This window comes from Paenibacillus sp. IHB B 3084, assembly GCF_001447315.1.
Classification (GTDB): Bacteria; Bacillota; Bacilli; order Paenibacillales; family Paenibacillaceae; genus Paenibacillus.
In genome coordinates this window covers 2,053,787-2,068,149 of record NZ_CP013203.1, presented here as the reverse complement: position 1 = coordinate 2,068,149, position 14,363 = coordinate 2,053,787, and the positions used below count along the sequence as shown (strand labels likewise).

The window sequence follows — 14,363 nt, the reverse complement described above, 5'->3', positions numbered from 1 at the left end:
AAGCCTAGTCATTTGCTTGGTAATGGAGTTGAACGGACATGAGTATATGGGATCGTGATCTTTTTGTACGTCGATTGGAGCTGATGTGGCCGCAGGATGCTGACGAGAGCCAATATCCATTTAACTTAAAAGCCATGCGTCAATGGAATGAGCTGAAATTTCACCCGTCTGTTACCTATATTGTTGGAGAAAACGGTGTGGGTAAATCAACGCTTATGGAAGCGATAGCGGTCGCGTGGGGATTTAATCCGGAGGGCGGCACCAAAAATTTTAATTTCTCCACACAGGCCACGCATTCATCGCTGCATGAGTATGTCCGGCTGGTGAGAGGGGCCCGCAAGCCGCGGGACGGTTTCTTTTTCCGGGCAGAAAGCTATTATAATCTGGCGACTCATATCGACGAGATGGATCGGGAAAGAGGGGGCCCGCCCATCCGAGACTCCTACGGGGGAAAATCGTTGCATGAGCAGTCGCATGGCGAGTCTTTTTTTGCTGCATTTTTGCATCGGTTTGGAGGTCAGGGGCTGTATATTCTGGATGAGCCAGAGGCTGCGTTATCGCCCCTGCGCCAGATGGCCATGCTTGCACGTATCCACGAGCTGGTACAGCAGGGCTCGCAGTTCATCATTTCTACGCATTCCCCGATTTTGATGGCCTATCCCGACTCCGTCCTGTACCACCTGACACATGAAGGCATAGACACCCGGACGCTGGAGGAAACCGATCATTTCATCATCATGAAACAATTTATGAACAACAAGGAAAAGATGATGCAGGAGCTATTCGAAGATCCCCAATAAGGAATGGGTGAACCTCAAGAGAGCTATCCGTACTCGTATACAACTTAGACTTTAGCTACAAGAAGGCGACCTATACGTTGGGCCAAGCAGATGAGATCGAAGTTTGTCTTTTGCCCAAACATTCACCGGATCTGCACCTCATTATTGGTTATCATGCTCATTTATGGTATATGTATAAGGGGAAATAAAATGAGTTTTCTGCTCTTATGGTGAGGTGCGAATGTGAAGCTCACATAAAAACCCCGGATCCTTCGCACCTCGAAATTTGTCGAAAAACATTAAATCAGTTTTCTTCAGTAGAAGTCAATGGTTGATTCAAGCCTTTTTGGCATCGTTCTTTGCTAAAATGTATGGAATTTATATCATTAAGGTATGAATTACTGCATTTTCGCTGTCGCACTCTATATGAGTGCGTGGATTGAAATCTTATACCTTTGATGCGTTTCGTCACCGATAACTTTTGTCGCACTCTATATGAGTGCGTGGATTGAAATTTGCAGAGACAACGCCAATACATAGGATAACGAGAGGTCGCACTCTATATGAGTGCGTGGATTGAAATTCCTGATAGTCCTTGGTATAAAGCCAAGGATAGATTACGTCGCACTCTATATGAGTGCGTGGATTGAAATTATTTGTATGAAAAACCGGACACAAAGGGGAGCCGGGTCGCACTCTATATGAGTGCGTGGATTGAAATTTACTGTCGAACGAGTCATCAAAAACATCTCTTGGTCGCACTCTATAAGAGTGCGTGGATTGAAATGACAGGTGATTGACAGTAGCACTACCGATCTTATTGTCGCACTCTATATGAGTGCGTGGATTGAAAAAAGATCGTGCCCATAAATTATCAAGTCTATAATATGGGAGGGCTTTGACGTATTCTACGTTAGCAGCTCTCTCATTTTCTTTCAGCACATATAGAATATCAAGATCTATTTCTCATAGTATTCAACGTGTGCATTGATAGGAGGAAACACATGACCAAGATGATGAAATTTGCTTATAGTGTATACCTTGACGGGTATACTCCTTATAGAATATATTCGAAGCGAAAGGAGGCACATTATATGGGCGTGAGCATGAAAACTTTGAGTGCACTTGCCGAACCCAACCGATTATTACACATTGTCGAGCTTTTGCGTGACAGGCCCCTTACTGTAGGAGAAATAGCTGATCGACTTGGTGTTCGTCAGCCGCAAGTGTCTAAACATCTACGTATACTTAGTGATTCCGGGCTCGTTGAGGTACATCCAAGTGCGAATCGCCGCATCTATAAGCTGCTGTCACAGCCTTTCTTGGATATCTGGACGACTGGATTGGTTCCTTTCGAACCATTTGGGAGGATAGATTCGAGCGCTTAGATGATTATTTAAGTGAGCTACAAGCAAAGTAATTATGAAAAACGGCTAGCAATGGAGCCTCGAGTAAGCAGGAACCACGAAATTGTGGTGCCGGAGCGGATTGTCTGCGTCGACTCCTTTTCTGATAAATAATGTAATATCGTACAGGGAATGGCGGAACGGGATTTGCAGGATCTGCAAAAGAGAGATATAAAAAACAATAAAAATTATTGGAGGATCTACAATGTCAAATCAAATCGAAATCACTTATAGCTTCAATGCTCCACGAGAACTTGTGTTTAAGGCATTCACCGAATCACAACATCTACAAAATTGGTGGGGGCCAAAAGGATGGATGTTTCATGTTGCGAAAGCAGATTTCCGTCCGGGGGGTGTCTTTCACTATAGCCAGCAACCCGCTGACGGCGAGAAAATGTGGGTTAAATTTTTATACAGTGAAATAGTTGCAACGGATAAAATCGTTTACGCCAGTTTCTTTTCTGATGAGGAAGGTAACAAAGTACGTGCCCCCTTTGATGCAAACTGGCCTCTGGAAACCCTGAATAACATGACGTTCATCGAGAACGAAGGAAAAACAACCCTTACAATGATTATGGCTCCTTCATCCCCGACTGAGGAAGAGTTCAAAACCTACTTTTCTTCACAAGAGATGGTTCAGAACGGATTTACCGGGACGTTCGATCAATTAGCCGAATACTTAAAAAACAGTTCGATATAGCAGTAGCAAAAAAAACACCGTCCACCGGTGTTTTTTGTTATTTATAACTATCCTTCTCTATGGAGTATCGCTTATCTGCCATATTTTGGTGGTCATATGCCTGCGATGAGGTCATCTTTTGAAAGATAGTTGCCGTTAATTTTCCTATAACTCAAAGGACGCATTATTAAGTCTTGATAATCGAATAAAATGGACTGCTTTGTGTCGCACTCTATATGAGTGCGTGGATTCTGCTAATGTTATACTGGCAGTTCCTTTTTTTATGCATTGAATATAGAACGCATGTTTGTATATAATATATGCAGAAGAGTTATCTACGTGCTTCACGATGCCAAATGCAAGCTGCTAAGACTATTTCAGATTATTGATAATATTTTAGTGTGATTTATGATTGTTATTTGCTCGTGGGTCTATTAATATAGTGAAGAGTTTTGAACTAATAGTTGCAAAATAAGATTTTTGCATGCGAAATAAATAACCTTAGGAGGACAACACGCAACATGTCAGAATCACAATTGAAAATGGGGCCGTTGGTCATTTTGATGATTAATATGTTTATTGCCATGCTGGGAATTGGCCTCATCATTCCGATCCTCCCCAAATTCATGGGCTCCCTGGGAGGCACTGGTGAAACGGGAGGCTACCTGGTTGCCGTGTTCGGCTTGACCCAGTTTCTGTTTTCACCGTTGGCTGGTGAATGGTCCGATAAATACGGACGCAAAAAAATGATCATTATCGGTTTGGTGATCATGACGATTTCTTCAGTATTATTTGCCATTGGGCATTCGTTGACGATGCTGTATATATCCCGTTTGCTCGGAGGCGCAGGGGCTGCCTTTATGATTCCTCCGATGATGGCTTATATTGCCGACATTACGACGGTACACAATCGCGGTCGGGGAATGGGTTTGTTGGGCGCGGCCATGTCTCTTGGGTTTGTTATCGGCCCTGGCGTGGGTGGCTTGCTGGCAGATATCTCGATTCGCACGCCTTTGTACGTTTCGGCTGGAGTATCGGGTGTGGCTGCCCTGGTTTCGTTGATTTTGCTGCCCGAAACCTTGTCGATGGAGAAACAGTTGAAATTCCGGAATGTCAAAGTCAAGCGCGACAATGTCATTAAGCAGTTTGCACTTTCTTTTCGCAAGCCGTACTTCATGCTGTTGATTATGATTTTCACCCTAACCTTTGGGCTGACGCATTTTGAAACCATGTTTCCTTTCTTCGTGACAGGCAAGTTTCATTACAATGAGCGCGATATTGCGATCATTATTACGGTAGGGGCGCTGGTCGGAACGGTGATTCAGGCGGTTGTGATCAGTCCGTTGTTGAATCGTTTTGGCGAAAAAGGTGTCATTATCGGCTCCTTTCTGTTTTCCGCGATTTCACTTGTGCTTATGCTGCTCTCTGGCAACTTTTATTATGTACTGGGGGTATCGCTCATCTTCTTTACCGCCACGTCGCTACTGCGACCAGCCATTAATACGGCTTTATCCAAAATGGCCGGGGATGAGCAGGGAGTTGCAGCCGGAATGAACAATGCCTATATGAGTATCGGTAATATTTTGGGACCTGCGCTGGCGGGTACGCTGTTTGAGGTGCATATCAATTTGCCGTACATTTTCGGGGCGGCCATTCTCATTCTTAGTTTGGGGCTGGCTGTAAAATGGAACAGCAAAGGTACGCAAACGACAGCGGTTTAATGTTATTTTTCCTGTAAACATAGTCTCTTTTGGCGTGAAATGTGTTGTTCTTGTGAACCACAGATCGCGCCGAAGGAGACTATTTTTTGTATACATAGCGAAATCGTAAATGAAACGACTGAATATTGGGTAATAATTCATGATGAGTTTATGAAGAAGACGCAGGAATGAAATACAGCTCGATAAAATATGGGCAACAGCCCAAAGGAGACGAGAGCCGATGGAAGAGCGAAATGAAAAGTTATTTTATACAGGAACTTATGCGTCTCACGATGATAGAGGTATTTATGTATGCGCTTTACATGTGGAAAACGGTGATTTGCGCATCATTGGAGGCGTGGAAGGAATCGAGCGGCCTTCATTTCTGGCACTGCACCCGGATGGAACGAAGCTGTATGCCGCCAGTGAAACAGAGGAAGGTGAGTTGTACGCGTATCAGGTACATGCGCAGACGGGAGAGCTGCACCCATTGGATCGAAAAGGGACAGAAGGGGCGCATACTTGCTATGTCTCAGTGACAGCAGATGGACGGTATGTAATGGCTTCCAATTATTCAGGCGGTAATGCTGTGGTATTCCCGGTGACGGAAGCTGGCGGGTTGGGGGAAATGTCGGGGCAGGTTCAACATACCGGCTCAGGTATTCGTCAGGACCGTCAGGATGCGGCACATCCGCATTCGATTATTCCTGATCCTTCAGGACAGTATGCAATGATATGTGATCTGGGGTTGGATCAGATTGTGGCATACCGTTTGACGGAAGACGGGAAACTGGTGACCCATCGTGAGGCAGACCTGCCGCCTGGTTCGGGTCCGCGTCATCTGGTCTTTCATCCTTCGCGTCCCTATGCCTTTGTGGCTAACGAACTGAACAATACTGTCGCTGTATTTAGCTACAACGAACGGAACGGGGAGCTTCAATTGCTTCAAAGCTTGTCCACACTGCCGGAAGGCATCATAGATGTGGAAAATACAGCCGCGGACATTCGGATTACGCCTTGTGGACGCTATCTGTACGTGTCAAACCGGGGGCATAACAGCATCGTGCTTTACCATGTCGATCTGGACAGCGGCAAGCTGGAGACGGTTGAATGGGTGGAGACTTTTGGCAGCACGCCGCGTAACTTCAACATCCTGTCCGGGTATCTGGTTGTCGCGAATCAGGACGGGAATAATATCGTATCCTTTGCTATTCACGGCGATGACGGACGCTTGACTCGAACAGGATATGTGCTGGAAGTTCCTTCACCCGTATGCATTGAACCTGTGCGGCAGTCATAGCGTATGGCAAAAAGGCACGTTAGAACAAGATGAAAAAATAAAAACACGGTGCTTTGCTTGCCATGAACGCATGGGGCAAAGCGCCGTGTTTTAGGGTCTGAGAAGAAAATGGTCTGAAAGTTTATTTGCTGCTGTCGCCAGCTTCTACCGTTGCTGTTTTCGTATGGTTTTCCGCAGGCTTGTAGTACAAACGGAACAGAATGTCCTGATTGTAGTTACCGAATCCGGTACCGAACAGGGTAACCCCTCCAACATGCTTGGCATCATCCAGAATGGCAATGCGGAATTTCCATTGCTTCTGATCAATCAGCACCTGGCTTAAGGTCACATTGGATATTTGCTTGCCGTCCATAAAGGTACCCTCAGACGTAACGCGAAGTCTTTTGAGCAGACCGTATTGGTTGATAAAATCAGGCCACCATGCAGGTGTGTATTTTCCCCGGTTATCGCCGAAATCTCCCGGGCTGGTCCAAGTCCCCAGATTCACATCGTTCAGGAAAAAGGTAATGTCCGAAGGCCAGTTGTCATTGGTAAAAGGGGCCTCAGACGATAGCTCCATCGAAATTTCCAGCTCCTCGGCCTTTTGGCTGGACAGGAGGAAATTTGGTACTTTATAATCCATATATCCCTGACTAAACCACAGAATTTTGGAATTGAAGCGCTCAGGGTCCAGAAACGAACGAGGCTCGTCGAATTCTCCGATAATTTTCTCGACGGTAGCCAGCCCGCAGGTCGGCTGAATTTCAAAATCCGTAAAGTGCCCGACGGAAATCTCCGTCTGATGAAATTGCCGTACATCCTGCTGATAGCGGGGCATGGCTATTTCAATTTTGTCCGTAGCCAGTGAGCATACTTTCTGAACGCCACCGCGTCCGGGCAGCATTTTGGTCGAAATAATGGACGCTCTCTCCAGCTTTTAACATGCATGGTCATGATGGCACTGCTTAGTCCCAGTGCTTCCGCCAGCTCGCGTATATTCATAGGCTTCTCCGCAAGCAGAACAATCATGTTCAGCCGTACCTCGCTGGCCAGCGCTTCATATACGGGAAGTGATTTTTCAGAAATGTCCAGTTGCATAGTTCCTCCAATTCTAACGCACATCAACAATTGATGATAGTTTAACATATATGGATTTTTTTCAATATTCATACATAAAAAACGATATGATTTACATTTATATAAACAATATACCCTTTCCTTGATTGTCGGCACAAGCTTAACCCATCAAAAAGCCTAAAATTGTTCAAAAAACAGGACACCCCATAAAAACCATTCGGTGTCTGTCGGGATGTCCTGCGAGGTTATGCGGTTGAACGTTCATGCTGTATATAATCCTGCTTCGCTTGCCGTTTAGGAACGGCTATGCTCCTCCGCCAAAGAAGAGTCGGACGTTCTGTCTCTGTCTGCTGTGTGCATTTCCGGATGTTGAGAAGGATCGGCCTCCATCAAGCCGGGATGACCGACATAAGGGCGATCACTCCGTGAGCGGCCTCGGGTGAGTCGGAAGCCAATCAAAAACAGGGCAAGCTGCACAGCCAGTATGTAGGGAGAAGCCTCCGGTCCGATCCATTGAAACAGGGCAACGGCGGCGATCATAATGGACAACAGGCTTGTCGGGAAATGGGATGCCGTCACATCCAGATCATTTTGTCTGCGCAGGGTCATCAACCGGTATACGTACAGCAGGGCGATCAAGCCGGAAGCAAATCTCATCCATGTACACCATATGAGCCAGGATGCAGATGGGACAGCTTCGGGCAGACTATTATAGATTGTACTATACGACATAAGTTCTACAATCAGCCGTGAGATTAGCCACACTATACCCGCCAGCGCCAAAGGCCCGGCAGCGGGACGCAGCAGCTTCCATAAAGCCGTACCCCAGCCCGGAGCATGCGATTCCAGCAGAACAAGTCGACGTTCGTCGATTAGTTTGTTCATTTCGCGCTCCAGTGATTTGAGAAGCAATTCCCTGCGGAATGCGTCACATTCTCTTAGAGATGCCTGAACCTGTTCCTGAAGGTGCGGGGTTAAATAGGGAGCAGCCTTCGCTTCCTGAAGGGCATGAATCAGTCCACTCTGCTGCTGGCGCGTTTCACTGCTGCTTATGCCGTTCTGAGTGGAGGTTTGGAGATAGCCTGCCAACCGTCCGTAGATACGCAGCGATTCCTGTAATTCATTCAACCGCTGCTGACGTGAATTTCGAAGCTGGGCTGCGCTGTGAACATACAGCCACACCAGCAAAGACAATGCCAGCAGGACGGCAATCAGACCGGGTGAGATATATGCGGCCAATGCCGCGAAGTCCGTCGGGGACACCCGCAATCCCTCCTTCCATTGTTCTTTCTACACTATTGCACAGACCACACAGGCATTTCAAGGGCTTGGTCACGTCTGACAGAGATATATGAAGTATTTTTGGTAAAATAGACAAGATGATAAGCAGGGAGGGGAGATTCAGCATGAACGAGTATATAGAAAATACCGCAGAACATCATAGAGGATCGAATCACCCGGACGGGCAGCTTCGCGTGGAGTACGTCGTTCCATCCGTTGAGGAGTACCGGGCACTGCGGAAGGAGGCGGGTCTGACGCAGATTACAGAAGCAGCAGCAGCCAAGGGCCTGCCGAACAGCCTGTTTGCGGTGACGCTACGGATCGGGCAGGAATTGATCGGCATGGGCCGGGTGAGCGGTGATGGCGGTGTTTTCTTTTGGTGACGGATATTGCAGTCAAGCCCTCCCATCAGGGAAAAGGTTACGGGCGTAAGCTTATGGAAGAGATTATGGCCTATTTGAAACGTGAGGTTCCAGCGGGTAGCTTTGCGACGCTGATCGCAGACAAGCCAGCCGACCGCTTGTATGCGCAATTCGGCTTCCAATTGACCAGCCCTGGATCGGAAGGGATGTACTGGCGGCAGCCGGGCGGGGTTTGAGCAAGGGCCGAAGTGGATAAGTAATAGTAAGGAAATTATAGACAGGAAGAAGGCAAGGACATATGAAAATCATTATTTTGGAGCAACAGGAACCATTGGGCAAGCATTGGTGAAGGAGGCCATCAAGCGCAAGTACCAGGTGACGGCGGCGGTGCGTGATCCGCAGCGTGTGACGGAGCAAAGTGAATATTGACGGTCGTTCAAGCGGATATTTTGAATCCCAATTCCGTAACAGCCGTGGCGAAAGGACATGATGCCATTATTAGCGCCTACGGTCCCAAGTTTGGAGCCGAGGAAGAATTGCTCGAAGCAACCCGTTCTTTATTGGAAGGAACCCGACGTTCCGGCGCTGAGCGCATACTGGTAGTCGGCGGGGCTGGCAGCCTGAAAACGGAAAACGGTGAACGTCTGATGGATACCGCCGAGTTTCCAGAGGAAGTCAAGCCACTGGCAGCCGCACATGCCGATGCACTGGAGCTGTATCGTGCTGCGGATGTGGACTGGACATATTGCAGTCCTGCCGCAATCATTGAGTCGGGACGGCGTACAGGACAGTTTCGCATTGGCTTGGACCATGTAGTTGTTGATGAATTGGGTCACAGCCGCATCTCGGTTGAGGATTATGCGGTTGCTTTGATTGATGAGCTGGTGGAAGGGGAATTTGTGAATTCCCGTTTTACGGTCGGGTATTAAAAAAGGGATGGCACTACGGGAGGCGAAGAAGCATGTATATTGTGACCGCCGAAGAAATGCGGCAACTGGATCGGTATACGATTGACAAGCTGGGCATCCCGGCCCTTACCTTGATGGAAAATGCCGGGCGTGCGGTAGCTGACGAGGTATTGAAGCTCTACGCTGTGGAAAGTGGATGGAGCTATAAGAGCTTCTCGGAAAGCCATGTGGATTCAGCATACGGTACGGAACGCAGATATATAGTGGGGCAAGATGCTGCCAAGCAAGGATATGATGAGGGTCCAGCCTATGGTGAGCAGGTCGCCCACTCAGGGCCTGGGGACACGCCGGGACATGGCGGTGTTATTCGGACGGAGCCTTGGAGCCACGGGCGACATGCCATGTGGGAACGGGAGCATTGGTATATTCTCATCGGCAAAGGCAACAATGGCGGCGACGGTCTGGTGGCGGCCCGTCATCTGACGGATGCGGGCCTGCGCGTCACCGTTGTGTACGCTGAGTCGCCGGACTCGCTGCGCGGCGAAGCGGCGGTGCAACGTGATACCATCGCGGCTCTGCACATCCCGACCCTGGTCTACGGCCGGGATGCCCTTGACCTGCGCGGCGCCTCCGGCATCGTAGATGCCCTGCTGGGCACGGGCACACAAGGCCCGCCGCGCGAACCCTACGCCTCGCTGATTCGCGAGGCCAATGCCAGCGGAGTGCCGCTTGTGTCGGTAGATGTGCCTAGCGGTCTCGATGCCGACACAGGTGCGCTGCACGAGCCGTGCATTCGCGCACGCGTCACCGTATGCCTCGCCTACTTGAAGTGTGGGCTCGTCCAATACCCGGGCGCGGGGAATGCAGGCGATGTAGTGGTACGCTACATCGGCATCCCGCCCGGGCTTGCCCGTGAGCACGGCGTGCAGCTACGGCTCCTGACCCGCGACACGCTGCGCGAAGCGCTGGGCGTGGACGTGAGCCGCAGCCGCGTGCCGGATGGGCACAAGGGCACCTACGGCCACGTCCTCATCGCCGCGGGAAGCCTGCGCATGAGCGGCGCGGGCCTGCTGGCCGCACGTGCTGCCCTGCGCATCGGCAGCGGCCTTGTCACGTGGGCCGTGCCCGAAGCGCTGCTGCCGCGCCTCATCGGAGCCGCGCCGGAGCTGATGCTCGCTACCGCAGCCGCAGGTGGAGACGGCGAGTGGAATGCCGACTCCGCGGACGAGCTGCTTCAGCTTGCGCAGACGCGCGATGTGCTGGCCGTCGGCCCCGGCCTCGGCCGCTTCGCAGGAGACATCGGCTGGCTGCGCCGCCTGTGGGAAGAATACGGCGGCCCGCTCGTACTTGATGCGGACGCTCTGAACATCCTCGCTGCAGCGGGGCCAGAGCTTGATGCCTGGAAGCCGAGAAGCGCGGCGGTTGTACTGACGCCGCACCCCGGCGAGATGGCCCGTCTGCTGGGCATATCGACGGCCGAGGTGCAGCGTGACCGCATCGCCCATGCCCGGCAGTACGCCCAAACACGCGGGGTGACGCTGGTGCTCAAGGGAGCGCGTACCGTCATTGCGTGCCCGGACGGAACGGCTTATGTCAACACGACAGGCCACGCCGGGATGGCGACAGGCGGTGCAGGTGATGTGTTGACAGGCATCATTGCAGGCTTGCTGGCGCAGGGCTTGAGTGCTTCGCAGGCAGCAGCCTTTGGAGTATACCTGCACGGCAGGGCTGGAGAAGCAGCAGCGCGTCATCGCCAGCATGCCGCCTCGGTCATTGCGGGTGACATTATTGAAGCCCTATAATCCATAATAGTAAGGGCAGGAGGAAGGCCAAGATGATCTGTACCCCAAATTCACGGCTCTGCCAGGGTCTTCCTGCATAATGCCTTCCCCGGTAATATAGTAATGTGATCACTGTACCCGCGATGCCGTTACTCCATGAGACTCCCGTTCCTTCGGGCGATATAAAAGAACCGAGCAGGAGGAAGATACTGAATCCTGCGGCAAGGTACAGGGTGAGCAGCTCCGGTTTTCGCAGCCAGGGCAAGAGATCGTGCAGTGCATCGGCGACAAGAGCGGCCGGTAGGGCAAAACCATATGCCCATAGTTGCGCGGTCAGCTCACCGCTATTACCTGCTATGGTTACAGGAATCCCCGTAATTGCCTCTGCTATATAGCAATAGGCCCATAACAGGCCGAACACCAGTCCTCCGCAAGCCAGTTTGTTCAGCGCATAACAACCCAGCTCCATTCGCCAAGGCATCTTGGGATTATATTCATTCCATGGATGTCTCATGTTGCGATTCCTCCTTAGTACACTTCATCACAATCAGTAATCCACAACCAATCAAGGAATTATTTTCAATTACACTCCGCTGACGCTTTACGGCACTTCATTTTACGTTAGCTGTGTATCATGGTTCTAAGAAATAATGACAGCGGATAGCCGCGTTACGGAGAGGCGGGGATTGCATGATACAAGCGGTTATTTTTAATCTCGAAAGTACATTGTTGGACCCCGGAGGACGAGGCTTAATCCAGGGAATACGCGATATTTTCAGATGGAAGGGTGTGCAGGTAACCGAAGAACAGGCATCTCATGGGCGAGGATTACCGATCCGTGATCATATTGCGAATGTGCTGGCACTTTCAGAGGTTCGGAAAAAATGGCTGGATTGCTTCGGTACGCACCCCGGGAGGGCGGATATTGAGCATATTTACCTTGAGCTTGTCCCTGTTCTCCGTTCCTTGATCCAGGGAGCTGAACCCACTTTCGGTATGGATAAAGCGCTGAATGAGTTGCAGGATCGGCGGATTCAGTCAGGTGCCACCGCCTCTTGCCCGATGGAGATGCTGGGCAACGTTTTTACGCCTGCACAGTCCCCATATGCACTGGATTGCACGGTAGCTCCCTGTGAAGTTTCACAAGGGCGTCCTTATCCATGGATGATCTATGAGATTGCACACCGCTTACAGGTTTTTCCGCTTAGCGATATTGTAAAAGTAGGAGATACGGCAGCAGATATGCAAGAGGGCAGGAATGCTGGTGTGTGGACAATAGGTGTGCTGAATCATAGCGAAGGTGCGCTGACCGCGCCGCAAGCAACTAACCGTGAATCCGACGACAGAGTGGCTGAGGAACGGCGCAGACAGAACGTATACGGATTAAAAAGGGCTGGAGCCCACATCGTCATGAACTCGGTCGCTGACTTGCCGCGTATTTTGCGTGAAATCGAAATGCTCCAGCATACGGGCGGCTATCCTTCCTATACAAAGCAAGTAAAAACAGCGTTGATGCCTCCGTCGTGAGTAGCATTGATATACTGTGGAGCTCTGGACTGGATTACACGGTTCTAGGTTATATGTATGCGCCACGCCGGACGAAGGTGAACTTCTCAGCTTCGGGGCAGGAGACTATTTTAAAATTGTCAGATAGGATCGTCAGATTGTGGGATACTTCGGACAACTATCTTATTTTCATCAGCTTGGAGGTGTTGGTCACGAGAGCTTCGTTATTTTGCTGCAAGGTGGATAAGGATGCGTTCTCGATGGAATGTTTGGTGGTCCATAAATAAAGCCGCTGATGACAATCAAAGGGATAAGCAGAATGATATAAGAATGAATAGATAATCATATATTTGATTGATTTTTTATGCAAAAAGGCCTTAGCCCGTTTCTGTTGAACCTATCCCTAAAGGGCAAAGCTGGTTCATAGAACTGGACCAAGGCCTTTTCTGTCAAGTAGAGAATTCATGCGATCTGAATGACTTGTACGCCCCATGCCAAACCCGCGCCGAATCCGACCAGCATCACAATATCACCGGCATGAACGCGCTGTTGTTCCATGGCTTCCGCAAGCGCAATGGGAATAGAAGCCGCTGACGTATTTCCGTAATTTTCGATATTCACAAAAAATTTATCCAGAGGAATATTCATCTTGCCAGCGGCACTCTCGATGATTCGAATATTGGCTTGATGTGGAATGATTAAAGCAATATCATCAATGCTTAATTTCAATGTTTCCAGAGCTTTAGTTAGCATAGATTCCACAATACGCACCCCAAACTTGAAAACCTCTCGACCTTGCATGGTGATGGGGCCTGTAACCGGGGATGTCAGCGCTTCTGCCCCACCTTCTTCCGAGCCTAGCAAGGAGAAACACGGGAAAGCACCAGGACGAGATTGAAGGACGACAGCGCCTGCCCCATCTCCAAACAGGACAGCAGTATTACGGTCCTGCCAATCTATGATTTTGGAGAACTTGTCCGCTCCAATCACCAGAACGTTGTGGTAGGCGCCTGATTTCATCATGTCGCTGCTGACCGAAAGGGCGTACACAAAACCGGAGCAGGCTGCCGATAAGTCGAATGCAGGTGCGCGGCTTCCGAGCTTTTGCTTGACCAGCATGGCTGTGGAGGGGAAGGCATAATCAGGAGTTGAAGTCGCCACAACAATGAGATCCACGTCTTCCGGGGATAATTGGGCACGGCTTAAAGCCTGGGTTGCAGCAACGACGGCAAGGTCAGAGGTGTCCGTGGATGCTTCTGCAATATATCGCTGACGGATGCCTGTTCGTTGGCTGATCCATTCATCGGATGTGTCCAGAGATGCGGCTAATTCCAAATTGGTTAACAGGGATGTCGGAACGTAGAATCCGGTACCTGTAATTGTAACCCCGTTCAGGTTGAGAGCTGATTGCATTTATGTTTCCCTCCAATGAAATAATCACACAAAAGACCGTAAAGACCAAAAAAACCAAAAAATAGTATGGATAAAAATATAACACAGGCGGATGAAAAAGAAAATATGCAAAGAGCAGCTTGCTGCACGGAGGAATCTGGAGTGAGCCTGCTGCTTGATTATATAGATATTCAGTGCTAAGATTTAGACACA

At 49.7% G+C, this 14,363-nt stretch carries 9 protein-coding genes, 4 pseudogenes and 1 CRISPR repeat array; of the genes and pseudogenes, 9 read left to right on the top strand and 4 right to left on the bottom strand.

Translation table 11 applies throughout. The features are described 5' to 3' along the window. Positions 1-38 precede the first annotated feature (38 nt). The 5 genes and pseudogenes from ASL14_RS09730 to ASL14_RS09710 all read left to right on the top strand — a co-directional run bounded on the left by ASL14_RS09730 (position 39) and on the right by ASL14_RS09710 (position 5,864). Positions 39-800: an AAA family ATPase gene (locus ASL14_RS09730; RefSeq protein ID WP_134911428.1), complete on the top strand. Its 762-nt coding sequence runs from the start codon at positions 39-41 to the stop codon at positions 798-800. 393 nt (positions 801-1,193) lie between these two features. Beyond that, positions 1,194-1,634: direct repeats of the CRISPR family, unit length 33 nt; unit sequence GTCGCACTCTATATGAGTGCGTGGATTGAAATT. Between the two features lie 239 nt (positions 1,635-1,873). Next, a pseudogene (locus ASL14_RS09725) lies at positions 1,874-2,199 on the top strand (ArsR/SmtB family transcription factor). Between the two features lie 191 nt (positions 2,200-2,390). Beyond that, positions 2,391-2,885, top strand: coding sequence for an SRPBCC family protein (locus ASL14_RS09720; protein WP_134911427.1), 495 nt, complete (start codon positions 2,391-2,393; stop codon positions 2,883-2,885). 500 nt (positions 2,886-3,385) lie between these two features. Further along, positions 3,386-4,585: an MFS transporter gene (locus ASL14_RS09715; RefSeq protein WP_134911426.1), complete on the top strand. Its 1,200-nt coding sequence runs from the start codon at positions 3,386-3,388 to the stop codon at positions 4,583-4,585. Positions 4,586-4,805: 220 nt separating this feature from the next. Further along, entirely contained in the window at positions 4,806-5,864 is a 1,059-nt protein-coding gene (locus ASL14_RS09710) for a lactonase family protein (RefSeq protein WP_134911425.1), read from the top strand. 121 nt (positions 5,865-5,985) lie between these two features. On the opposite strand, the pseudogene ASL14_RS09705 reads toward ASL14_RS09710, so the two are convergent. Next, a pseudogene (locus ASL14_RS09705) lies at positions 5,986-6,941 on the bottom strand (ArsR/SmtB family transcription factor). Between the two features lie 273 nt (positions 6,942-7,214). Then, on the bottom strand, positions 7,215-8,183 hold the full coding sequence (locus tag ASL14_RS09700) for a flagellar export protein FliJ (RefSeq protein ID WP_134911424.1): 969 nt from the start codon (positions 8,181-8,183) through the stop codon (positions 7,215-7,217). A 143-nt stretch (positions 8,184-8,326) separates the two neighbouring features. On the opposite strand from ASL14_RS09700, the pseudogene ASL14_RS09695 reads away from it, so the two are divergent. The 3 genes and pseudogenes from ASL14_RS09695 to ASL14_RS09685 all read left to right on the top strand — a co-directional run bounded on the left by ASL14_RS09695 (position 8,327) and on the right by ASL14_RS09685 (position 11,273). Beyond that, a pseudogene (locus tag ASL14_RS09695) lies at positions 8,327-8,799 on the top strand (GNAT family N-acetyltransferase). 37 nt (positions 8,800-8,836) lie between these two features. Then, positions 8,837-9,492, top strand: a pseudogene (locus tag ASL14_RS09690) (NAD(P)-dependent oxidoreductase). Between the two features lie 32 nt (positions 9,493-9,524). Then, positions 9,525-11,273: an NAD(P)H-hydrate dehydratase gene (locus ASL14_RS09685; protein ID WP_223264274.1), complete on the top strand. Its 1,749-nt coding sequence runs from the start codon at positions 9,525-9,527 to the stop codon at positions 11,271-11,273. Here ASL14_RS09685 and ASL14_RS09680 read toward each other — a convergent pair. Next, positions 11,257-11,766 carry a hypothetical protein gene (locus ASL14_RS09680; RefSeq protein ID WP_134911423.1) on the bottom strand — a complete coding sequence of 170 codons (510 nt, stop codon included), beginning with the start codon at positions 11,764-11,766 and terminating at the stop codon, positions 11,257-11,259. The genes ASL14_RS09685 and ASL14_RS09680 overlap by 17 nt on opposite strands. 176 nt (positions 11,767-11,942) lie before the next feature. On the opposite strand from ASL14_RS09680, the gene ASL14_RS09675 reads away from it, so the two are divergent. Beyond that, on the top strand, positions 11,943-12,779 hold the full coding sequence (locus ASL14_RS09675; protein ID WP_134911422.1) for an HAD hydrolase-like protein: 837 nt from the start codon (positions 11,943-11,945) through the stop codon (positions 12,777-12,779). Positions 12,780-13,220: 441 nt separating this feature from the next. On the opposite strand, the gene ASL14_RS09670 is transcribed toward ASL14_RS09675, so the two are convergent. Continuing rightward, positions 13,221-14,171 carry a beta-ketoacyl-ACP synthase III gene (locus ASL14_RS09670; RefSeq protein WP_134911421.1) on the bottom strand — a complete coding sequence of 317 codons (951 nt, stop codon included), beginning with the start codon at positions 14,169-14,171 and terminating at the stop codon, positions 13,221-13,223. Positions 14,172-14,363 lie beyond the last annotated feature (192 nt).